This is a genomic window from Rubripirellula obstinata (genome assembly GCF_001642955.1).
Lineage (GTDB): Bacteria > Planctomycetota > Planctomycetia > Pirellulales > Pirellulaceae > Rubripirellula > Rubripirellula obstinata.
Map to the genome: position 1 here is coordinate 44,738 of NZ_LWSK01000015.1, position 24,486 is coordinate 69,223.

General features: G+C 51.3%; 14 protein-coding genes. 7 read left to right on the plus strand and 7 right to left on the minus strand.

Features of this window, described 5'->3' with window-relative positions:
• Nucleotides 1-15 precede the first annotated feature (15 nt).
• Nucleotides 16-1,281 carry a cellulase family glycosylhydrolase gene (locus RC85_RS06845; RefSeq protein ID WP_162273179.1) on the plus strand — a complete coding sequence of 422 codons (1,266 nt, stop codon included), beginning with the start codon at nucleotides 16-18 and terminating at the stop codon, nucleotides 1,279-1,281.
• A gap of 315 nt (nucleotides 1,282-1,596) precedes the next feature.
• Here the strand turns inward: RC85_RS06845 and RC85_RS06850 are convergent, their stop codons facing one another.
• Genes RC85_RS06850 through RC85_RS06860 form a run of 3 tightly spaced genes read right to left on the minus strand, consistent with a single transcriptional unit; the run spans nucleotide 1,597 to nucleotide 6,547 of the window.
• A complete protein-coding gene (locus RC85_RS06850) occupies nucleotides 1,597-3,648 on the minus strand; it encodes a hybrid nucleoside-diphosphate sugar epimerase/sugar transferase (protein ID WP_068260298.1) in 2,052 nt (683 codons plus the stop codon).
• A gap of 37 nt (nucleotides 3,649-3,685) precedes the next feature.
• Complete coding sequence (locus RC85_RS28395; RefSeq protein WP_160148082.1) at nucleotides 3,686-5,599, minus strand: UDP-N-acetylglucosamine 4,6-dehydratase family protein; 1,914 nt, start codon at nucleotides 5,597-5,599, stop codon at nucleotides 3,686-3,688.
• A gap of 51 nt (nucleotides 5,600-5,650) precedes the next feature.
• The gene (locus tag RC85_RS06860) at nucleotides 5,651-6,547 is read right to left on the minus strand and encodes a sulfotransferase family protein (protein WP_068260300.1); all 897 of its coding nucleotides are present in this window, start codon (nucleotides 6,545-6,547) and stop codon (nucleotides 5,651-5,653) included.
• A 569-nt stretch (nucleotides 6,548-7,116) separates the two neighbouring features.
• Between RC85_RS06860 and RC85_RS06865 the strand changes: the two genes are divergently transcribed.
• Nucleotides 7,117-10,791: a right-handed parallel beta-helix repeat-containing protein gene (locus RC85_RS06865; protein WP_068260301.1), complete on the plus strand. Its 3,675-nt coding sequence runs from the start codon at nucleotides 7,117-7,119 to the stop codon at nucleotides 10,789-10,791.
• Nucleotides 10,792-11,146: 355 nt separating this feature from the next.
• On the opposite strand, the gene RC85_RS06870 is transcribed toward RC85_RS06865, so the two are convergent.
• The 3 genes from RC85_RS06870 to RC85_RS06880 are packed head-to-tail and all read right to left on the minus strand — an operon-like array spanning nucleotide 11,147 to nucleotide 14,509.
• Nucleotides 11,147-12,151 (minus strand): NAD-dependent epimerase/dehydratase family protein, encoded by a 1,005-nt coding sequence (locus RC85_RS06870; RefSeq protein ID WP_084422417.1) that lies wholly within the window; start codon nucleotides 12,149-12,151, stop codon nucleotides 11,147-11,149.
• Nucleotides 12,103-13,092 (minus strand): sulfotransferase family protein, encoded by a 990-nt coding sequence (locus RC85_RS06875; RefSeq protein ID WP_338060570.1) that lies wholly within the window; start codon nucleotides 13,090-13,092, stop codon nucleotides 12,103-12,105. Before RC85_RS06875 ends, RC85_RS06870 begins: the two co-directional genes overlap by 49 nt.
• A gap of 46 nt (nucleotides 13,093-13,138) precedes the next feature.
• Complete coding sequence (locus tag RC85_RS06880; RefSeq protein WP_068260307.1) at nucleotides 13,139-14,509, minus strand: hypothetical protein; 1,371 nt, start codon at nucleotides 14,507-14,509, stop codon at nucleotides 13,139-13,141.
• A gap of 407 nt (nucleotides 14,510-14,916) precedes the next feature.
• On the opposite strand from RC85_RS06880, the gene rfbB reads away from it, so the two are divergent.
• From rfbB to RC85_RS06900, 3 genes are all read left to right on the plus strand, one after another.
• Nucleotides 14,917-15,966, plus strand: a complete 1,050-nt coding sequence (rfbB, locus tag RC85_RS06890) for a dTDP-glucose 4,6-dehydratase (RefSeq protein WP_068260312.1) — start codon at nucleotides 14,917-14,919, stop codon at nucleotides 15,964-15,966.
• Between the two features lie 21 nt (nucleotides 15,967-15,987).
• The gene (gene rfbA / locus RC85_RS06895; protein WP_200836749.1) at nucleotides 15,988-16,875 is read left to right on the plus strand and encodes a glucose-1-phosphate thymidylyltransferase RfbA; all 888 of its coding nucleotides are present in this window, start codon (nucleotides 15,988-15,990) and stop codon (nucleotides 16,873-16,875) included.
• A gap of 200 nt (nucleotides 16,876-17,075) precedes the next feature.
• A complete protein-coding gene (locus RC85_RS06900; protein WP_068260317.1) occupies nucleotides 17,076-18,212 on the plus strand; it encodes a glycosyltransferase in 1,137 nt (378 codons plus the stop codon).
• A gap of 1,395 nt (nucleotides 18,213-19,607) precedes the next feature.
• On the opposite strand, the gene wbaP is transcribed toward RC85_RS06900, so the two are convergent.
• On the minus strand, nucleotides 19,608-21,194 hold the full coding sequence (gene wbaP, locus RC85_RS06905; protein WP_068260318.1) for an undecaprenyl-phosphate galactose phosphotransferase WbaP: 1,587 nt from the start codon (nucleotides 21,192-21,194) through the stop codon (nucleotides 19,608-19,610).
• A 922-nt stretch (nucleotides 21,195-22,116) separates the two neighbouring features.
• Here wbaP and RC85_RS26675 point away from each other — a divergent pair.
• Nucleotides 22,117-23,010, plus strand: coding sequence for a hypothetical protein (locus tag RC85_RS26675; protein WP_149752666.1), 894 nt, complete (start codon nucleotides 22,117-22,119; stop codon nucleotides 23,008-23,010).
• Nucleotides 23,011-23,127: 117 nt separating this feature from the next.
• Nucleotides 23,128-24,471: a polysaccharide biosynthesis/export family protein gene (locus RC85_RS06920; protein WP_084422418.1), complete on the plus strand. Its 1,344-nt coding sequence runs from the start codon at nucleotides 23,128-23,130 to the stop codon at nucleotides 24,469-24,471.
• Nucleotides 24,472-24,486 lie beyond the last annotated feature (15 nt).

Here is a 24,486-nt window from a genome sequence, read left to right on the forward strand (position 1 = left end):
TTAAACCAGCTATTGATGCTTTTGGCTTTTGCCGATGCAACGCTTCCGCCGGGCGATCCGCCGCGTGTGATCGTCCGTGATATGTCATTGGGCAAAACCGTCGTTGGCTCGCAAGGCGAACTCCTTCGCGGCGCGACGGTTGCCTACTTTAAGTTCCGCAGAGAAACCGTCGGACAACCCGGCTATCCAGCAATTGACTATGCAACCGATCCAGCGTTTTGGGATCGAATGAGCGAAACCGGCATCAATGCCGTACGCCTTGTTTTCTTTGACGGCTGGCAACGTTCGCATGGTGACCCTAATGTTGATCCATTCAGGCCGTTTCCCTTCACATCACTTTCGCCAGCGGACGCTTTACTGCAAGGTGCCGCGACGCAAGCCGAAGCAAACGAGATCTCGCGATCCGATCGCCGCAACATGCTCCGTGACTTTGATACCATCGTCAATTTGGCGGCTGAGCGAAATATTTATCTGATGATCAATTATCACGATACAACCGGCTACAAGGATCCGAACTTCATTACCGGATTGCAGCCAGGGCAAAGAAAGTTCTCTTATACCGAGGGCCAATCTTATCTTTATCAATTCTGGAATCGTATTGCACCGCGATACGCCAATCGAACGCACGTGTTTTATGAATTGATGAACGAACCAGTTGGCTTTCATCCCAACAACTACACCGCCGACGATGTGTTTCAGATGAGTCGTCTGTTCAAGCGAGTTCGCTTGCTGGCACCGGACACGCACTTATCGCTGGCGACATTCACGACCCCGGCGTCGTTCAACAATCGAACCATGTTGCGTATCGCGGTCGAACTGGATCAAAGCGGAGTTGACTTCACAAATGCGTCAATTGCTTTTCATCCCTACGACATCAGCAATCTGCCGCATGTCGTCCAGCCGATCGCTCAAACGATGCGACGTTATCCAGTCATCAATACCGAACAAGGATTGCCTGCCAGTCTGAAATTGAGTGAGGAAGAACCGGACGCACCAGGGTATTTCTATCATTTGCTTGGATCGCGAACCATGGAAAGGATGAACGTCAGTTGGTTCGCGTGGAACACGTTCGAAACGGATCAATTTGAAAATGTATGGACTGACATCTTCCAAGCCGACGCGATTCTAAAAAATTACTATTGGGGCACCGAATTGATGCTCGCCGAAGCAATGAGTCGCTTAGAAAACTCTATGAATCCCGAAGCTCAAGCAGCCTACATGATGGCAAAGCCACTGTTCGACCTCTACACCAACGATCCCAACGCAGAGTTGCCGGAATAGGTCGATGATGTCAAATACACTAGACAAGAAAGTAGCTAGGAACCGACGCTGCGGATACTCAGTCCGAAAGCCCTAACACTTGGCCGCCCGCGGCTGCAAGTCATGTAAACCACTGTGAAACAACAACTTCCTTATCTCTCAAAATGCCAACTTGCTCACCAGCGGATTACTGTTCTTTCCTAAGAACTAAGGAACGAGCGGGAAATTAGTGTCGCCTTTCGCTCCGCGAAAGTAGCGAATCCGCTGCTTTCGCGGAGCGAAAGGCGACTATAAAAAGTCGCACGTTCCTAAGACACCTCAGGCTCATCGACTGAACTACTCGAAGTCTCGCAATCTACAACTCAGATGCATTCGCATTGATCCATCAATCTGTTGATCGCTGAAACAACCCCGGCGGCTATCCTCTATTTCGACTCGATTCAAGCAGGGGAGACGATTTGCGATTTGTTGAGGGCAACAAAATTTGTCCAGTTTCTCCAAGAGTTTTTTAGGCATGATCAATAAGACTCGTCCATACTGTTCTGCCGCAAGATCCTGAATCAAATCGGGCAGCGACTCGGACTTGCGAAGTGAGTGAATTGAAACTTCCCAGCCCAAAGTCGCGACGGCATCGGAAACCAACAATGCGGACTCTGGGTCGGTGATGATCGTCTTGGTTCGATCGGCCGATTGTTGCAGGGTCTGCCACGCTGAGATTCCGTCGGCCTCGTCGGCGGACCGGACACCCTTGCCAACGAACGCTTGTAATCCAGTCGCAAAGATGATTTTGATGTCTTCGATAATGCTTCGACGCAGCAAGTATTGCTGATCGTAGACGACCTTTTCGGGCAATGATAAATCATCGCGACCGTTGATTTGCGCCCAGCCTGTGATGCCTGGTTTCAGACGCGACACGCCCGCCCGGTCGCGCATTGCGATTAGGTCATCTTGATTGAACAGAGCGGGGCGGGGCCCCACAAATGACATGTCACCTTTCAGCACTGACAAGAGTTGCGGCAGTTCGTCCAAACTGGTTTTTCGCAATAGGTTTCCGATCGGCGTTAACCACTTTGCCGAATCGCCAAGCAAATGCGTTGCGACTTGCGGTGTATCGATCCGCATCGTTCGGAACTTTGGCATTGGGAACAGTTGATTGTTCTTCCCGACTCGATCGGAGTAGTAAACGACCGGCCCGGGCGATGTCAATTTAACCAGCAACGCAACGATCATCATCGGAATTGAAAACGCAACTAGCAAAGCCGCCGCAAGTCCGAAATCGAAGACTCGTTTGGCAAGCCTCCGCCGAAACAAGTCTTGCCGATGGATTCGGTACCATCTTGCTTGACGGCCGACACCCGTTGCCAAATCCACCGATGGGGTAAAGCCAAAACGCTGCTGAAATCCTGAACCATCATAAGCGTCATCACGCGACCACTTGTCGAGCGTCGAAACAATTTTCCTGGCGACCGATCTGATGACCGGCAAGTTGCTAAGCGTTTGAAAGGGAAGCCGAACGCAAACCATCGGGATACGGATAAATGCCTCGGATTTCCCTAGTCCAATGCGAATGTCACGATAGACATCTCGCATCAGTCGTGGCTCACCCGCGACGTTAAAAACTACCGTCCCGGTTGTTTGCTTTGCTCGAAAATCCTGGGCAACCTTCAAACATGCCGCCGCTGCGTCCTGAACATGAACCAAACTCTTTCGGTTCTTCCCCGCACCAAAAAACGGAATCACACCGCGGTCGATTCCCTCGATCAACCTTTGAACGTTGCCGCGATCGTGTTCGCCATAAAGAGTCGCCATGCGCAGGATGGTCAGCGTCATGCCGTATCGACCGCAGACTTCCTGGGCAGCTTTTTCGCCATCGAACTTACTGACCGCGTAAAAACCTTCGGGATGGCAATTTGCTTTCTCTGACCGTACGCCTTCGCCTTCACCGTAGACACCCACCGAACTGATCAAGATGAAATGCTTGGTGCCAGCTTGACCAGCGGCCTCAGCAACACGGTTCACCGCACCGACGTTGACTTGCTGAAATCGTTCGCGATCATTTCCAAGCTTGCCAAACTGATGCGCGAGCCCAGCAACATGCAGAACCTGATCGCAGCCGTCTAGCAAATCCGCGGATAGTTCATCCGACGCCAAATCAATCTGGGAAAACTTCAAGGTTTCGTTTTGCTCGCCTTGAATTAGAGATCTCCCAACGGCATGGACTCTTTGCCCATCAAGCATTGCTTGTCGGAGGATTTCTGAGCCCAAAAAACCGGTCGCTCCCGTTATGAAAAGCATGGGCTTCGACACCGACGTCTCTTCAAGGGATGACGTCGATTGGTACTCGAGAGAAACGGAGCTTGATTTCGTCTGCGGGTCGGTTGAATCCATGGTAGAGCGAGCCTAACGATGACACGTGACCGTGTCCTTAGCTTTTGGTGACAGCTTTGGAAGGAGTATCGTGCCGAAGTGGACGGCGATACTCAGGGATCAATTCTTTGAGTTGATCTTTGAGCTCTTCGTTTGAAACCGTCCCACGCTGCTGCAAGACTTCATCAAGCACATCGTCAATCGCGGTCCCTTCATAAGGACGTTGATAAGCCGCACGTACTTTTTCGTGATCGGTTTCGATGGTCGCTTCTTCGTCGAAGTAAAGTTCTTCGTAAAGCTTTTCGCCTGTCCTCGCGCCCATGAACTCAATTTCAATGCTGTCCTGGGGCAAACCAGAAAGATGAATCAGGTCTTTGGCTAGGTCCACGATCCGCATTGGCTTGCCCATGTCCAAACAGAACACTTCGCCGCCGGTACACATCGATCCAGCTTGCAGCACCAGTTGGGATGCTTCTGGAATCGACATAAAGTAGCGAGTCATGTTTGGGTCGGTGATGGTAATCGGTCCACCGTTTCGAATCTGTTCTTGGAAAATCGGAATCACGCTGCCGTTGGATCCCAGCACGTTTCCGAAACGAACAACGCCAAAGATCGTATCGCTGGACAGGGCCCGCGAATGAATGACTCGTTCGGCTAATTGTTTGCTGCAGCCCATCACGCTGGTTGGGTTAACGGCTTTATCGGTACTGATCAGAACGAAACGTTCCACACCGAATTCGATTGCCAAGTCGGCGGTCACACGGGTTCCGTGTGCATTGTTGGTGATCGCCTCAGCGACATGTCCTTCCATCAAGAAAACGTGTTTGTGTGCGGCTGCGTGAAAGACGAGTTCGGGGTCATGCTTTTCAAACACGCCCCGCATGGACACTTTGTTCGTCACATCCGCGATAGCGGTCGTTAGCTTTGTTGAACCAGCCTTGCCCGAAAGTTCTTGGTTGATCGCAAAGATTCGATTTTCTCCACGGCCAAGTAGAACGATTTCATGGGGATTAAATTTCAGTAATTGGCGACAGATTTCCGAACCGATGCTTCCACCGGCTCCTGTCACCAAAATTCGTTTGCCGCGAACTGTATTGCCGATTCGCTTCTCGTCCAATTGAGCTGGTTCACGTCGCAATAGGTCGCTGATATTCAATTCTCTCAGCGGAATCTTTTTGGCACCCTGCATCACCTCGTCCATCTGCGGCAGGATCCGCACTTGCAAACCATGCTCGGCACAAAGATCGTTCAGTTGACGAAGCTGTGTTCCGCTGAGCGTATTGTTTGAAACAAGCACGTGCGTGCAGTTGTGTTTCAGTGCAATCGAATGAACCTTGTCCATCGACCCTCGAACACGCAAATTCCCGAGCCGCGATCCGCGTCGAAATTCGCCAACTGCGACCAAGGCCTTGATCCGTATACCCGATGTTTTCTGGGAATTGATCTGATGCGCTAATTTCCCATCTTGTGGCGACGTTCCGACCATCAGTGCGTTATTGATGTGGTTATTGCTAAACGTCAGCAACGTCCGTTCGTCGTAAAGCCGCCAAACCGATCGGAGTAAACCGGTTGCGCAAATCGTCAACAGAAAGTCCAACAAAATTACGGTTCGTGGAAGAGGTTGTTGGAACACAAAGTAGTCGAGTGCCGCCACCGCTAACATCGCCAACAACGCGGCTCGACCGAGCGCCAACACATCTGAAAACGAAACGTACCGATACCAGCCGTGAAAGTGTCCGGCTAAGTAAAAGACAACAATTTTGACGGAAACGATTGCAGCGACGCTTGTCCTGAATCGATCCATCATGTGCGCAGGGATCTGGAAATCAAAACGCAATAGCATTGCCAACCAAAGCAGGCCAACAAACAAAACGGTGTGCATCACCAGCAGAATGATCAGCCGGACCCCCGTATGTTCAATCAAATCACGCAATCCTTGTTTTGAATTCCGTGTTGTAATACTTTCAGCCATCGACATGTTTCTATGGTTCGACATAAAGGTTTAGTGACAAAACAAGTTTTGTTACTTCTGGTAGTTCCAGAGGCTACGGACGTCTCTTCCAGTCATCTCGGCCAATCGGTCAAGATCTTGATAAAAATACGGTTTCAACTGTTCGCGAGTTTCCTCGCTTAGCTTTGGTTTTTCGCCTTCGGCAAATGGCCGGAAAATCAGCTTGGACAATCCCGAGTGCTTGACTTTGGAAACGATGTCGGGGTATCCAAGCTTCCTGGTCAGAACAGCGGCACTAACGACTGCACGGGATAGCAATCGGCTTCGCGCAGCCGATGCCCCGAGAACACGCTCCGACGCATCGCTTTGATACAGCCCAGGGTCTACGCCTAAGAATTGGAACACTGATTCAGCATAGGATACAGGATCGCTTCGGAGGTCATCGTAGAACAAACCAAGTCGCTTGGACTCATCAAAGTGTTTGTGGTAAGACTCCAAGTGCTCGGAGTATTTGCCTCGCGTCAGCAGGTCAGGCCGAACTTCAACCGCTTCCTCGAATGAGCAACTGAGTTCACCGTTGCGACAGAGAAAAAGGTAATGCGAGAAAGCGCGATCGATCGGATCACGCAAGTTGTAGATGATCTTCGCGTCGGGCAATTCTTTGGCGATGCGAGCAGCGACGTCCCGATCAAAGATGTAGGTGTTGGAGACTTCACCGATCGCAAATGGTCGCGGTGTGTTGGATGGGACTTTGAAAAACTTCAAGTACCAACTGAAATCTTTGGCATTGTAATCAGAGAAGTACAACGTTTCCTTGGCAGTCGAAACGCAGACCTGCGGATGGTTGTTCAGGGCTTGATAAAGCCAAGTCGTGCCGCACTTTCCCGGACCAATGCCAACAAAGTTTGGCAGCATGGTCCCAGTCTCGGACGAATGAGTCGGTACCGCGCTCGTCAGCTCAATCGCCATGGATGGATCTAGAAATAAAAAGAGAAGAGTAGACGGGTTCCCATTTTTGAAACAAAAACCCGCGAAGCCGTTGTGGGAGGTTCAACCGTTTGGTTCGTTACCCGCCGTCCATGCCATGCGACGATTATAGTTTTGCCCATCGAATGAGCAATCCTAACGGCACTCGTTTGACCAATCCTTTCAAGCTGATTGTCGATCGTAGTGAATTTATGGACAGTAAAGTTTGGGACCATTACTCAACGGCTTGAACGCACAACGGGCCAAGTTTCCCCTGTAAAACCGCCTCTTGTTGTGTTGCGTGCCAAAGCGTGCCGTAGCTTGTAACCTCAAGTGAGCAAAACACTTCAAAAGCTTCCGTTTGAGAAGCAGGAAACATTTGTACAAAATTCTTGCTTTTGATCTCCGATAGCGGTGCTGCAGGCCGCTGGGCGAAACGTGTCTGATCTAAACGTCCAGCGAAGACGATCTGAGAAACCCTGGTGAGTTAGTTGTGTGCGATCATCCGGGGGGGTAAAACATCGGTATTTTCGCTCCAGTCTGCTAACGCGATCCACCTTCAAGAGCTTCGAATGTTCTCCACACTGTCTCGTCATCTGCCATCGATTCGCAAGTCGGTTAGCCAACGATGCTCCAAAACAACTCGCCGCTTCCAATTGCGATCGGAACTGCTTGAATCGCGTCAGTTGCTGGCCGGTGACTTTGGGATCACCTTGAGATATGAACCGATTCCGTTCGATTCGTTTGAGACCTTTTCTGCGACCAATGCCGCTCCGCAGGTGAACGATATCTACGTTGATGTGCTCCAGGATTCAACTTTCCTGTTCGATCCCCTCGACTTCATCACTGCGTTTAGTGATTCAGATGGTGATAGCCTTGGGTCGGCGACAATCCTGGAACTGCCGAGTTCGGGAACGCTTCAAACGAGCAGTGGTGCGGTAGCGGCCGGGGAAGTATTGACACTTCCACTTTTATCGACTCTGACCTATCAACCCGATCCTGGATTCAATGGCCAGGATTCGGCGTTGTTCAGCGTGACCGACGATGCGGTCCTTCGTGGTGATGCACCAGCGACCAGCAACGAAGCCAGTGTGTTCATCAACGTCATTGGTGACAACCAACCACCATCGGTTGAAGACCTGTTCATCGATACCGAAGTCAACGTGACCTACCAGTTCGACCCGATTGATTTCGAGGATGCCTTCAGCGATCCAGAAGGCGACGGGTTGTCGTTCGTAACGTTTGGAGTCTTCCCGTCAAACGGCACGCTTCAATTAAATGGTATCGAACTAGTTCCAGGTCAAGAGGTTTCGATCGAGGATCTTAGTGATTTGGCTTATCAGCCGAGCGTGGGTTTCTCCGGCAGCGATTTGCTGACATTTGCGGTAGCCGACGATGCTGATTTGCGAGGATCGATTTCTGAAGTAAGTCAATCGGCGACTGCCTTCATCAGCGTTGCTGCGGTCAATGATCCACCCATCATCGGTGCTGCGATCACCGAAGGTGCGGTTGTCGAACGCACGGAAACAGAAGACGCGTTCGACTTTGTCACCCTAACAGCAGAAGGCACGCTTGAATTCTCAGACAGTGACATTGACGACACCCATCGCGTCAACGTCTCGTTTCAAGAGAGTTCAGATGGCAACGAGTATGGTTCTTTCAGCGCTGACATCCTGAGTCCCACAACCGGCACCGGCGAAGGCGGGCTTGTGCAGTGGGAATACGTCGTCGGCGATAGCGATATAAGTTTTTTGGCCCCCGGTGAAATCGTGACTCATACCTATCTCGTCGAGATCGAAGACGATGCGATGGGGATTGATAGCAGCCAAATCACGATCACGCTTACTGGTGCAGTCAATAACTTCGTCGTTGACACCGTTGCCGATACGGTCGATCCAACCGACGGTAAAACTTCGTTACGCGAGGCAATTATCGAAAGCAATGCGGTTGCCAACGATGGTTCGCCTAACGCGATTCAGTTTTTACTTTCGTTTCGCGAACGAAACGAGTTCACGGAGGATTACGAAATCCTGCTTCAGGAAGCCCTGCCAACAATTACCCGTCCAGTCACCGTCGTAGGTTATCTGTCGCTTCGAGGGGATATTGTGATTGATGGTTCAGATTTAACTGGCCCAGGCGATGATGGAATTCGCGTGCGATCTGATGACGTTCAACTACGTCGGCTTTCCGTTCGCAACTTCAGTGGTGATGGAGTTCAGTTTCAAGATTCAGCAAATGCTGTCCTTCATACGCTGAACGTTTCAGAAAACGACCGCAACGGAATCTTCTTCGTTGACACAAGCGATTCGCTGGTCGCAAACAGTATCATTCATGCAAACGCCGGTTCAGGAATTGAAGTTCGCGGCGATGCAACCACCGGCGGCGACAATGAATTTGAATTCAATTTAATTGGCGTCGAGCCAGTACTGGCAAGTATTCCAGTGGCGGCGTTCAACGAGAACTTTGATGGTCCCACCGAAGGAATGATTGCTGAATTCGAGCAAGCTTCACCGAACGGACGCTACGGGGTTCTGCTGCGAACGTCCGGCAATGACGTTTTCGACAGTATCATCTCTGGAAACATGCTTGATGGCATTGCGATTGTCGGCGGTTCTGATGTCATCGACAATAACGTCGAGGGCAACTTGATTGGAACCGATTCAAGCGGATCCGTTGCCATTGGCAACGGCCGGTTCGGCGTGTTGCTGAATTCCAAAAATAGTATCGTCGGCGGTTTTGGTTTACCAAACTTGATTTCTGGAAACGTCAGTCACGGCGTTGTCATTGCTGGCAGCGGAACGACCGAAAACGTTGTCAGCGGTAACACGATTGGACTCAACCTTCAAGGCAATTCACCAGTTCCCAACGGGGGCCATGGAGTATTCGTCAACAACGCCAGTTCAAATGCGATCGGCGGAGGAGGGATTATCGGCTTTGGAAATCTGATCTCTGGAAACACAGCATCGGGAATCAGCGTTACGGGCGAAAGTGACTCGACCTTCGTATGGGACAATCGCATCGGTGTGGATGCGACCGGGACCATTGCAATCGGGAACGGACAGCACGGTCTTCAGATATCAGGCGGCAGCACCAACAGCGTGGTTGATGGAAACACAATTGCCGGCAACGTCACAAGCCAAGTTCAGTTGAAGGATTCCGGCACCGAGAATAACACGATATCGAAAAACTTGATTGGAGTTTCCCAAACCCTATCGGGATTGCAAAGGATCGACGGCGGCTTTTATGCCATGCGTCTTTTCGCGTCAAACAACACCGTGGGCGGAAGTTCAATCGAGGACGCGAATGTGATTAGCGGTTCACAAAACGGAATTTTGCTGGGCACAGCCAATGCATCCGGAAACATCATTTCCAACAACGTTATTGGAGGCGATGGAGTTTCCAACGATGCTTCGTTTGGAATGACCGTCGGAATCAACCTAGCCAGCGACTCTTTCAATAACACCATTTCAAAGAACACCATCGCCAACATTGCTGGCGATGCCATCCGCAGCGTGAACGGTGGAACGGGCAACTTGGTTTCGCAAAACACGTTCTTGAACACGAACACCGAAATCGATCTCGGCCAGAATGGGCCTAACCCGAACGATTTAGGTGACATAGATACAGGACCAAACAATCTTCAAAACAAACCAGTGATCCAAGGTGTCACCGCCAATCCAGTTGACGGCGGACTTGAAATCGACGTGACATTCTCAGTGGATTCTGCAAACTATCCCGTGATGGTTGAGTTCTATCGTTCGAATGGCGACGCTCCGGAACAGATCACCTATCTAGGTTCGATTGAGGTCAGCGATTCAACAACGACTTTGTTTGAAACCTTCATTGATGAACCTGCCAGCTTAGACGCTGGCGAAATCTTGGCAACGGCAACTGATCCATCAAACAGCACCTCGGAATTCAGCTTCACTTCACCGTTAGATGTCAGCGGCGACGGGATTCTAAATTCGCTCGATTCCTTGATGGTTGTCAATTTCATCGCTCGCCAAACAGTTGCGTCTGGTGAATGGATCGAATCAAACCAGGCTTTTTCAAGCGGCGTTGATACAGAGCGTTACGACACTAACCGCGACGGCAAGGTATCCGCACTCGACGCATTGCTGATCATCAACGAATTAAGCCGATCGGCACGTCAGATTGAACCAACATCGCATGATGACATATTCGCTTCACTAGAAGACGACGAAGATTTTCTTCTGGAACCGATCAGCGAAGCGTTGTTATTTTAGGAATTGTCCCGAAATCATTTCATGAGATTCAATTCCCCAAAATCCCAACCCGAACGCGTCAGCGAGGGACTACGCCCAACGCCGTGAAGAGATTTGGTCCCGGAAAAAACGTGTTAACTCGTTTAGCCGCGTGGGCATCGCCCCGCGCGTTCGGGCCAGCACAACGCGCGGGGCGATGCCCACGCGGTTAAACAATTCAGAAACTCTTCACGGCGCGGGGCGATGCCCACGCGGTTAAACAATTCAGAAACCCTTCACGGCGTTGGACTACGCCTTGAATGAGATCCCTCGCTTACGCGTTCGGGTTGGGAAATTGGGAAGCCTTTTCGGGACTGTTCCTCAAGGGCTGATTTGTTCAAGTCGACTTTTTCTCTCGAAATGCTCTCAGCACTGCATGTGCTTTTGAAGTTTCAAGCGTCAAGTTGCCGGTCACATGATCAAACGCGGATCGCTTGCCCGCCAATGTCATCAATGCGCGCACAAATGAAAACGGAATCGGTAAGTGCCGGACTTTTTGCCCCGACAAAGATGCGATTTCGTCAATGATGCCTGGCAAAGTATGCTCAACTTCTTCGCCGACCAAGTAGACACCATTTTCGATGGGTCCAGATTTAATTGCGGCGACGACAAAATCACAGAGCGTTGTCAGGTGAACGATAGGATAAGGTGAGCGTATCGCACCGAATGGTGAAACGCCGGCTCTGATGCAAAGGTTTGCCATGGAGTAAAAGGTGCCTTGGGTGCCTTCGCCAACCACCATTGGCGGACGAACATGAATCCAACCAACCGGAGTTCCCGCGAAAGCATCTTCGATGGCGAGTTCACCGGCATACTTGGATTCAGGATAAATGCCATCGATCGAAACAGGAGTTTCGGTAGTGATCAAAGTATTTTTACTTGAAGCACCATAAAGTGACATCGAACTGAGGTAGATGAACTGATTTACGTTCGCCAAGACAGCGTTTTCGGCCAACACTTTTGTCAGGTCTCGATTGACCCGCATCATTGCCGTGTTTCCCTGATCTTCAGATTCAATTTCAGGGGGCGGTGAAATGATCCCCGCCACGTGAACGATCGAATCAACTTCGCGGAGTTCCTCGTTCCAATCTGGATAGTTCAGTGGGTCGGCAATCACCAGTTCACGAACGCCCGCTGGATGAGCCAAGCCGGTTGCCGAACGGACGGTAGCTATGACCTGCAACCCGGGCGTTTGAGAAAGGTTTTTTAGCAGGCTTCTTCCAATAAAACCGTTCGCCCCTGTCAACAATACTGTTTTTTGCCCGGCCCGATCCGATGCTGTTCTATTCGGTGTCAATGGATTGCTTTCGAGGAATCGGGGTTCGCAGTTGTCACCAGCCATCCACTTAGATCTCGACCAACTAGTTCGCCAAGCTTTTCAATGTCTGGGCGAAACTCGTTGATCAGCTTGTGTCGAAATTCATCCGAAAGAGGCTGTCGTTTCTGCTTCCTTGTCAACGCGGATTGCAGCATTCGTTTCATCGGACCATTGCTGCCGTAGTACCAATCTTTCAATCGATTAGCAGTTCCAGCAATCCAGGGTGGCGGATCGCTGCTTAACTTCGCAACCAATCGATTTCGAACGACCTTGGATGCATGGACTTGGGGGAATTCATGACGCTGATCATCCTCTAATCCCAAAAACGAAAGCACATCTTGGTAAATTCTCTGGGTATCTGAAACAAAGTCTTCATAGAAGATGATCTTCCGCGAATCCTCTGGGAACTGTTGCATCATCCGTTTAATTTGGTCGTGATAGCTTGCAACATCGCGGTATTGAAGCTGATGGGGGAATTTGCAATTCGGTGGCACACCTTCGCCTCGCTGCCTAGAACTTTGCAGGCTCCAAGCAATCTCGATTTGCTCTTGGTCTTCCATTCCATGGCGCAAAAGTTCGCCATGCATTGCAGCGACGACATCGATCGGATTCCGCAGCATCGCCAGTACTTTGGAATCTGGATTGAATTCTCGAATGCTCTGCAACGCGATTCTGGATTGAAGGTATGTCGTAGATCCCTCAGCGATGATCTGATACTTGGATTCGCTGGCGTCATCGAACAGACGTAAATAGTCATCAATGCCCTGCAATCGATGAACACTTTTACTTTCAACAAAGTCCCGACACCAATAAAACGGCTCTTTCGGTTTTGAGAAAAAAACGTTGGCGTGCTCAGCCAAGTACTGCGCCATTGCTGACGTACCGGCCTTCGGGCTACCGACAATGAAAAAATTAGGCTGGGGCAAAAGATCGTTTCGGGATAGAAATGTGGGCGTGCTGGGCAAAACGACTGGCTGATTTTCGCCCGAATCTGCTGCAACAACTCAGTGTTCAAGTTGCTGTCGATTCGGCTTCAGAATAGTCAACGCGATCGTCGTCCCCGGTCTCATCTGCATCATCATAATCATCGCGGTAAAGCTCGACGTAGGGAAATCGCCGACGACGGTAATTTGTCTTCGAGCCAATGGCGACTCCGGCAGCAAGCATCAAAAACGGAACGACTGCCATTCGCATCCTAAAGCCGTTGCCGGCGTTGCTAATGACAAAGCCCATACCAACAATTCCAATTGCAAAAGTCGCCAGCAGTGCAATCACCACCCATCGCCCCTGGTCGATCGAATGACGCGCGCGAACAAATCTTAGCGAAGCAATCAGCAAGACAATCAAAAAGACACTGTCAACGAAAGCCAACAATTGCTCGGGGCCGCGGATCTGCCAAGGAAAGGGCAACACCACCAACCCGATTACCTGAACGGGCACCCGAACGAAAACGGGCATGTTCTGGTAAGTTTGTACATCGACGATATTTGAACCTGATCCATAGTCAGAACCAACATGGCGATTAAACCGATCCTCCGCGTTTTCGTCTGCAATTTGAACGGGATTTAGTGTTTTGGTGCCAATGTTTTTGCCAGCAACGAGTGTCGCAACAAGGATCATCCCCACACCGACTGCAATCAAGGGAACCGTAAGAAAAAAAGCGATACCGAAGTTGCGTCGTTTGTTCCCAGGGCCTCGAAACAAGTTCACGTAGTACGCCGCAAGGGGTAGGCCAAGAACAAATAAAACGATGAAGAACTGCTCAGGCCGAAGCCACAGTGAAAACCCTGCTCCCGCGATTCCGGCAAGAATCTCTGGAGTTCTAAACTGTCCTAAACCAATTCGGAGTACAGCGCACCCCAGTGTCCCGCTGGCCAGCGCAAGCAGCGGATCACGCAGGCCAAACATTGCAAAGTTAAAGGCACCTAAGTACATCGAGAATATGACCATCACTGCGATGGCTATCCGGCGGGAAGTGACCGAGCGAACCATGATCGCGGCCAGCGATGCGGCCAAAGCGCTCGCACCCGCATTGGAAAACAGCAAGCTTGGGCGAGTTGCATCGGTAAACGCCCAGACAGGTAAATTCCACAGCACCTGCGCACCAAATGGCTCAAAGATCAACCCAAGATAATTTCCTGTCAACACGTAATCTTCATAGATACCGATTCCGTATCGCCATTGCACCTTTGGGGCAAAGATGCCGGCAGTCTCGTTGAAAAGAATCGCTATCACTCGAAGTAGATAGTTGAACGTGAAGGCACCTGCGGCCAGCCCAATAAATGACTTTGCTCGAAATACAACTCCAGAGAAAAACAGTATCGATAGCGGAATCATGTACCACGCGACGATGACGATCAGTTGCATGGCGTCAATCTGCATAGCAACCATCCCGAGGTAGACCTTTCATATCGGCTGAAGAACGCAAGCGTGACTGATTTCGTTGTCGTCAAAACGACAATCAGGGTACTAGCCCTGGCCTCGACGTTAGTCTTGAGTTTGATGGTGGTCAACGAGAAATGAGGCTACGCTCCCTTGAATCGTAGCCCAAAACACTACAACCGTCACGACCTGAAAGTTGGCAAGCTTTACCTTGACATCAGTTCCTGTGGCAATCAATCTCACCGCAATCCAACGCAACATTCGAAGCGTTGGGCGGAGGCCATCAAAATGCTTCGAGTCCGTGGAATTGGCTCCAATCGCAAAGCGTTTTGTCATCCGTTTATTTTCCATTGGTTATTTCACCCGTTCACCGATCCTATCCTCGAAGGGATCCCAAAGTTACACCTATGAAAATTCTCCTGACTGGCGGGTGCGGATTCATCGGATCGAATTTGATCCGCCATTTGATCGCCAACACAAATCACCACGTTGTTAATCTGGACAAGCTGACCTATGCGGGCAATGCAAGTTCGCTCGCTGATCTCGCTGACCATGACCGCTATGAATTGCTGCAAGCCGACATCGGTGACGCAGCGGAAATGGACAAGGTTTTCGCCGAGACCGCACCGGATGGTGTCATGCACTTGGCGGCGGAGTCTCATGTTGACCGTTCGATCGACGGCCCCGCTGATTTTATTCAAACAAATATCGTTGGCACGTTCAACTTGTTGCAATCAAGCATGCAACATTACCGGACGCTTGAAGGTGATCGGAAAGATAAGTTCCGATTTTTGCACGTTTCAACGGATGAAGTTTACGGTTCGCTTGGCGAGACGGGGATGTTTTCCGAAACAACCCCTTACGATCCTCATTCGCCATACTCGGCGACAAAGGCCTCCTCGGATCACCTAGCGCGCGCTTGGAAGACGACGTATGGTTTGCCAGTTTTGGTCACGAACTGCTCCAACAACTACGGGCCATATCAGTTTCCGGAAAAGCTGTTGCCAGTGATGATTCTGAAATGCCTGAACGAAGAACCGTTGCCGGTTTACGGCGAAGGTCTGAACGTACGCGATTGGCTTTACGTCGAAGATCACGCTCGCGCTTTGCAGGTTGTGATGGAAAGGGGAGTGCCCGGCGAGACCTACAACATCGGCGGAAATAGCGAACGACGGAACATTGATCTAGTCAATGCAATCTGCGAAATCATGGACGACATTCGCCCTCGTCCGTCCGGCGGCAAACATGCTGACTTGATTACGTACGTCAAAGATCGCCCAGGTCACGATTTCCGTTATGCGATTGATTCCAGCAAGATTCAAAAACAGCTTGACTGGCAGCCGCAACACTCGCTGGAAGTATGTCTTCGTCAGACAGTTCACTGGTACTTAGAGAACCAACAGTGGTGGAAGAATATCTTAGACGGCAGCTACAAAATGCAACGTCTTGGCACCTAACCCGAATACTGGAATTGAATGATGAAGGGAATTATTTTGGCAGGCGGTAGCGGCAGTCGACTCGCACCGCTGACGACCGCGATCAGCAAGCAATTATTGCCGGTCTATGATAAGCCGATGATCTACTATCCGTTGTCAACGTTGATGTTGGCCGGCATCCGTGACATTTTGGTGATTTCGACGCCTCAACACACCCCGTTGTTTCAACTGTTACTTGGCGACGGCAGTCAGTGGGGCATTAACATCGAATACAAGATCCAGCCCAAGCCTGCGGGATTAGCACAAGCGTTTATCCTTGGCGAAGAATTCATTGATGGACAATCATGCTGCCTGATCCTTGGTGACAATCTGTTCTACGGACAGGGCATGACATCGTTGATGGAAACCTCCGCTACGATCGACCAAGGTGCGTTGATTTTTGCGTACGAAGTTCGTGACCCAACTGATTACGGAGTGGTTTCGTTTGACGAAAATGGCAAAGCAATATCGCTGGAGGAAAAGCCTGCGAAACCGAAGTCCAATTTCGCTGTTCCCGGTTTGTACTTCTATGACAACAAAGTCACCGAGATCGCCAAGTCTTTGAAGCCATCGGCGCGAGGCGAATTAGAAATCACGGACCTGAATCGCCGTTACTTAGAAGCAGGAACGTTGCGAGTTGAAGCGTTCGGGCGTGGAACAGCTTGGCTGGATACCGGAACGCACGACAATTTGCTTGACGCCAGCAGTTTTGTTGGTGCGATTGAAAAACGAACCGGTTTGAAAGTGGCTTGCCCGGAAGAGATTGCCTACTGGAGGCAGTGGATCTCGCTAGAACAGTTGAAGACACGTGCGGAAATGTACAAAAACTGCGAGTACGGCGAATACTTGAATCGTCTTATTCGAGAGCCCATCAAGCATCGTAAATCCTAGGTCGGCGATCAACACATTGCTGAGTGAGCCGCTGGCCGTCAGGCCTCGGGCATTTCCATAGGCCCGGCCGCTTACGCGATCACGGCTCACTTACCAATTCAAAAAATTGATTTGCAGTGTTCACCTTCCGACGAAGGTAGCGACGACTTTTAAATTATTAACTTAGGCTGCTTGGTCGTTCTCCAAGCCTGATTGTGGTCATGAAAATTCTGTTCGTTAGCGCAACCGAATACGCGGTGGAGCATTTCGCGGGCCCGTACATTGAAGCATTGCACGATGCCGGACATCAAATCCATGTTCTGACCGGCGGCGAGATAGGCAACTACGCTGGCCCAGAGGGCTTGGTAAAAAAATCAATCTCGCTGAGCCGAAAACCTGATCCGCTGCGAGATTTCGCACAGGTCATTTCGCTCGCAAAATACATGCGTGCGAATAAGTTTTCGGTTGTTTACTCGATCAGCCCCAAGGGCGGACTCGTCGCTCAACTTGCGGCAAGACTTGCAGGGATCCCACATCGCATCCATTTCATGACTGGGCAAACTTGGAAAACAAGAAAGGGCGTCGGTCGCTGGATTTTGAAGAGTCTCGATAAGCTGATCTGTTCGCTTGTGTCCAAGGCCTACGTGGATAGTCGATCACAAGTCGAATTTCTGATTGACCAAGGAGTGCTTCGCAGATCCAAGGCTGTCGTGCTCGCATCGGGTTCTGTGTCAGGTGTTGCGGTCAATGAGTTTCGATTCTCGCAGGACAACCGGACAAAGGTTCGCCAGCAATATGGAATCACAGACGATCAGATTCTGATCTTCTTTCTAGGTCGAGTGTCGTCGGTTAAAGGCATCCGCGATCTGGTGGATGCGTTCAGTATCGCGCATGCGAAAGACGAACGTTTGCGACTGTTAATCGTGGGGCCAGATGATGGTGACGCAGACGCGGTGAAGGCAAAGATTGCCGACCAAAACCTGCAAGACGTGGTTTCGGCTCAGTGGTCATCAACGCCAAGACCCGCGATCCAATACTCGGCTGCTGAAATGCTATGCGTGCCTTCTTACATGGAAGGGTTCGGCAACGTGGTGCTAGAATCCGCGTGTGCTGGCGTCCCAACGATCGGCTCCGATATCTACGGTTTGCAAGATGCAATCGTGGATGGTCAGACTGGATTACTGTTTGAACTAGGAAACGCGGAAGACTTGGCGGAAAAGATTCTGCGGCTTTCCACTGACACAGAATTCAGAAATCAATTAGGACAAAACGCTTTGCATCGAGTTCAAGCGGAATTTTCGCAGGAACACTTAGTCGAAGCATTTATGAAAGCCCACAAATCGCTGGCAAACGCATGATGGATTTGCCCACAAAAAGTTGACAGTGTCGCGATCTTAACAGGAAGGAAAGTGGTGAATTGTGACGATCGGAATTCATGGGTAATTATCGTTTGTTTGATCAAGTGCTCAAACTCAATGAGACTTGGGTAGTCCAGCGATGAATACAAGAGGCATTGTTGATCGTTGCGCTCTTGAGCGAATAGAAACCGCGCCGCATCCTGTTGGAACTAATACGGGGCACGGTACGCCGGGGCCTGTGAGTGCTGCAAGAAGGACGCCGACGTGCTGCTATCGTTCAACGACTTTCCTTGGCTCAACAGGGCCACTTTCGTGGCAAAAGGTCGAATTGGTGAAGGCCACCCTTTAGGTTTCTGTAAGTTGCATCCAGAGCGTATTTTTTGAGGGATCCCACCCAACGTCGTGAAGAGCTTTGGTCCAGTAAAAATTCATTGCTTTGTTTAACCGCATGGGCATCGCCCCGCGCGTTTCGCCCCGCGCGTTTCGCCCCGCATGGACGCGCGGGGCGATGCCCACGCGGTTAAACAGTTTTGAAACCCTCCAAGGCATTGGGCAACGCCTGGTCTGATGAAAATCATTGCAACGCAGCAAATTGGGCAAGTTGCACCATGGCCGACAACACAAACTGCAGCGCTGGGAAGCATTGTGGCAACGGCACATTTCCCTGATCGCCAGCATGTAGGCCGTAGCGAGCCAAAGCGAGTTACGGCAATTTGCGCACCGCCGTAACTCGCTATGGCTCGCTACGGCCTACTTTCAAGGGTCGTGACAAGTTGACAACGACACATTTTCATCAGCCCAGGCAACGCCCCGCGCGTCGTGCAGCCTCGAACGCGCGGGGCGATGCCTGGTCCGCTGAAAGTTTGGGGTTGTGGAGCTATCGGTTCGTGCCGCTTTGATCCTGTACCGTTGGCGTCGGCCGCTGGTCCACGGAAAATGCGAATCCAATAGCCCGGAGGTTGGCACTATTCCCTCGTTATGTCGCCCCCGGGCTTGCGATTCTTGTCTCAATGATTCCGAGGGCTGACCGGCCTGTCGATTAAATCGATCTTTGAACGGTAATGGTGAGCCGCTGGCCGTAAGGCACTCTTTGGGTTCACCGGGCAATGCGGTAGGCCCGGCCGCTCACGCGTCGCGGCTCACTTTGGTCGACATGCGGTAGGCCCGGTCGCTCACACGTCGCGGCTCACTTTGGTCGACATGCCGTGACGCCACCGGCAAAGACGTGTCGGCCTCCGGCCTGTTGGACAGGCAGGAAACTAAACCACTTTGGATTCGACGTTCCAGCGTTAGCCACGGGCTTTGCGATGAGAACCCTGGCTAACGGCTAAACGGCTAGTGCGTTCGGAAACGCCGCAAATCACGAGACAGTCCATCCGAAGTGGCGTTGTTCAGTTAGTACGCTCCCTCGCGGAGTAGCATCGTGCGAATGGTTCGGACGCAAATGTAAGCGTCAAGCCAAACTGACCAGTTACAAACGTAGTAACTATCAAGACGGACTCGGGCCGCGTAACTGGTGTTGTTACGACCGCTAACCTGCCATAGGCCAGTGATCCCCGGAACGACGCGAAGATACATCGAATACATGTCACCATATCGCTCGATTTCACTCGTCACGATCGGCCTTGGTCCAACCATGCTCATTTCGCCGAGGAAGACATTAAAAAGCTGAGGAAGCTCGTCTAAACTGGTGCTCCGTAAAAAAGTACCTATTCCCGGAATGATCCTAGGGTCGTTTTTCAGCTTTTGATCTTCCATCCATTCCATTCGCATTTCTGGATCATTTTCTAGATGCTCCTCTAGAACTTCGGAAGCGTTGGGTACCATCGTGCGCAATTTCCAGGCCTTGAATGTTTTCCCGTCACGACCGATTCGTTCATGGCCGAAAAAGGCAGGTCCAGGGCTGCGGAGTTTGATCAACAGAATCGTAATTCCGATCACGGGGGCTAGCAGAACAAGTGCGGTCGTTGCCGACACGATATCAATCGCTCTCTTCATCGCTCTGGCAAGCGGACGACGCAACTGGTCACTGACGTGAACGCCCAAGACGCCGGCGCACTCGCGTGAGCTGGACCATAGACTCGGGACCAAGTACTTCGATGGCAGCACCAACAAGTGTTTCAGTTCCGTGCCGAACTTCATGATCTGATTCATGCTCATCGCACCGTTGCTGTCCGGCGCAACAATTCCCCAACGGATTCGGTACATGCGTGTCAGCAGACTAAGCCGATCAGCAGACCCAAGGTAGGGAAAATCGGAAAATTGAGATGGCTTTAATTCAGCCGAGCCTTGCCCTTGAAGACTCACTAAACCAACGGGGCGAAGCCCTCTTTGAGGCGCTCTGTCATAGAAGGTGAAAATTGCTCGGCCCTGTGCACCAGCGCCAAGAATCACAGCGCGTTCACCCCACCAATCGCAAGCAGACAAAAAATGACGACTCAGGACTCGAGTTAACGGAAGCATGAAGGCCGAGGAAATGCCTCCAGTCAAACCGATGACAATTTCCGCGGGGCTCAGCACCGCAAAGAGTTGATTTAACAGCAGCACCAAACCAACCGCCATAAGGCAGGAGTAAACGAGTTGACGTAACTCCAAAACCGGGCTCATTGCCGTGGCGGGGAATAGTTTCATCAACCCACCAATCACGACGTAACATAAAAGGATTGCCCCCAAGTGAGGCACGACAGCCCAGGATGACTTTGAGCCCAGAAGGAACTGGGACACGGAAGCTGAAAACGCGAAGCAGGTCGTAATGGTGAGTAAATCACAAATCATCAGTGACCCAGCCGTCAGGACAAACCGCACCGCTTCCCGAGGACCAGTCCCTAGCGGTGTGGGCCGGGATGTACGTCTACGCTGCTTGTTCAATTCTTGCTCTGGCAAAGCTATGTCCAACGCATCGACTTCCATCTCTGCGGTGTAGAAAGGCTCTGCGTGTTCGATAACGTCTGCCGAGATAACACCGATAGGTAGTTCGGGCATTTCTTGTCTCTAAGTAAGTAAATCAATGTTGCCAGCCATGCGAGTAACCAAATCGCTCGCAAAGCCCGTTGGCCCCCAATACTCAAAGCTCCGTTTGGTTGGAAAATTCCGGGTCACTAATGCCCGACGACACCTGCCGTAATCCGAGGGGATGTTCGCTGTCCAAGGTTAATCAAAAAAAAGAGGATAGCACGCGTTGGGGAGATAAATAGCTTGCTCTGTTGAAGCAGCCTACATAACTTGGTGTTTAACGACGGATAAAGCCACTTTCATGTCAATTTTGTGCAAAATAATTCTCCTTTCGCAGCGTACCTGAGCGATTTCTGACATGCATTGACCAGAAAATGCCCCAACCGTTGGTGTTGTCAGTCTTTGCGAACGAGTCCGCGACTATCAATCACAAGCTGCTGAGGGTGCGTCACGATCAAAGAATGGGTTGCCTCTTGTAGCTGGGCCGACCACGGTTCAGTCCACACAAACTGAACCCAGGCGGGATCAGCTACGGCTAATCGCAAAAGCAAATTTTGACGCTCCAACAGCGTGCTGCCGGATCTAGATTTAGCCGGTTGGATTCTACAACCGTTACCAATCGCCAATCGGTGTGCAGTCGTAGGCATTTGCAACACCTTGCTGTTAACCCCTGCTGGTTATCCGGATTTTGTTTAGCAGGGAATGCGTAATGCCTGGTCGGGTAGTAGCTCGCCCATTTTTTTTCCTGCTTTTTAATCCGCTCTTTTCAATTGCACTTTCATAACGGTGTGCCGAACAAACTCCTCAGGGAAGGACCCTTAACTACGTGCAGGAGCTTGTTGTGAAAAGTTGTATAATTCTTCAGTCAATCGCTACCCTATTGCTGGCGTCGTTCGCCGGTTGTGCTGGGTTGAACGATTGCTGCTATGAGAACACTCAAAAGGCCCGCGCTGTGCGACAGTACATCGAGTGCGGGAATCCAAAGTGCGAGAAGTTTCCGCACGATTACAAGCTCGGGTGGATCGATGGGTTCTATAACGCCTCGACGGGCGGTCCCGCCTGCCCACCTGCGGTAGCACCACAACGATACTGGGATCCAAAACAAATTTTGGACCAATGCGATAACCGTCGCCACTCTTATTACAGTGGCTGGCAAGATGGAGCGTCACGGGCCACTCAGTTCCCTGACACTCACCATTTGAAAATTTTTGAAACCTGCGAATGCCCCATGCCACGATGCGAATCAAGCTGTGGCACAGGCGGTTGCGCCCCTTGCGGGTTGGGTAGCATCGGATCACCTGTTCACGCAGAACTGATCGAATCGGCCCACCACGTTGAAGCTTTCACGCCATTGCCAATCGTCCCCGCCGCTCCGATCGTCAACGCTGAGGAAGAAGACAGCGAAGAAGACAGTGAAGAAGCAAGCGAAGATGACAGCGCCTTCGTAACGCCGCAAAGCAGCGGAGAATCGATTGCGGCAATGCCTGCTAGCGTGGTACGAGGCCAGGCAAATGTTAAGGACCTTGAAACGGAAGCAATCACTGAAACTGCTGACCAAACCAAGGCTGTCGATTTCAGCAAGCCAGCGGAAGGTGCCATTCGATTAGTCGAAGATGACATCGTGCCGCCAGAAACGCAAACCAAGCCACAGGCGACGATTGCGAAAACAAATGAAGCTGAAAGCGACATGGGCCCAGCAAAGACCATCTCTACGAAGGTCAGCAGCAGCTCAAGCAGCGACGAAAAGACTCGATCAACCCGGCACCCTGCCATCGCGAAAGTGACGATGCCAGTTCGCTTTGAAATGATCGAATCCGATGACTCACCAGTCGTTCAGGCAAAGTAAATCAGGCAACGGTTCTTCAAGCTGGATGTTTGCTGAACCTTCGCAACGATCGCCGGTTGGCCCGACGTGTTGCGTCTCCCCAAACTTATTCATAGACCACCTGCGAAGGGACTCGCAATGTTATTCTTAGCGAAGCTTTCAGACGTTACCAACTTCCCCAAACTTCTCGGACCTTCAGCCAAACTGATCCTCGCGGCCGGCTTGCTGGCGACGAGCACGGGATGCCATTTGGTGTCCTCCGCTCAAAAAGCGATTCCAGCAAATCGCTTGCCCAAAGACTTGTTTGACTGCCCGCGAGAAACGCTCGCTCCGTTACCATTTGCTTCGCTGGGTCAAACCAAACCAGCGGATCACCTTATCGGTGCCGGCGATGAGCTATCGGTATATATCTATGGTGTTTTCCCACCAACCGAAGATGAAACCCCGATCGTTCAACGTGCACAGGCGATTAACCAACGTTACTACCCTGCACGCGGTTCTCAAGTTGGTAGTGCAACTGGATTGCCAATCCGAGTCGAGGCCGACGGATCGATCGACTTGCCGTTGGTCGGACGCGTCAACTTGGACGGCATGACGGTCAGCCAAGCAAAAGACAAAATCCTAGACGAGTATCGCGATGAGGACATTCTGCAAGAAGGTCGCGAACGAGTGACCGTCAGCCTTCTGCTGCCACGCTTAAATCGTGTGATCGTGCTCCGCGAAGATACTCCAAATCCGGCCGTGGCACTTAACTCGCCTCAGGTCGTTGATCAAATTCACCGTGGTAGCGGTGAAGTCATCGACTTGCCGGTTTACGAAAACGATGTGCTTCACGCGATGGCTGCGACCGGTGGTCTGCCAGGTACCGACGCCGCTCGTGAAGTGTACGTGATCAGAAAAGAAGCTGGCCTAACCGGGCAGTTCATGAACGCAGGCAACTTGCAAAGTATCGTCAGCGGCGGTCAGGGCGACGGTTGCGCTCCAGGCGTGATCCGAATCCCATTGGCAGGTTGCCCGTGCGAAGCTGTTCCGTTCACCGAGGCAGACATCATCATGAACGACGGCGATGTACTCTTCATTCCACGGCGAAACGAATACTTTATCGCTGGCGGTTTGCTGCCAGGCGGTCGAGTGCCATTGCCGCGTGACGAAGATGTTGACGTGATCGAAGCGATTGCGATGGCAACTGGATCCGCCGGCGGCCCACTAGGACGCGACGGAAGTGTACTTGCGATCGGACGGGTCGGCAGCATGCGAGAACCAACGCGAGTGCTGATCGTGCGAAGCCTTCCCGATGGTCGTCAAATGACAATTCGAGCCGACCTGGATCGTGCTGTGTATGATCCAAACGAGCGAATTCGCATCCTACCTAACGACGTCGTGATGCTACAGTTCAAGCCATCCGCCGCAGCAATCTATTCAACCCTGAACTGGTTCAGTGGCGACGGATTGCTCAACGGGCTGACTCGCCTTGACGACTGATCTGTCGATTAAATT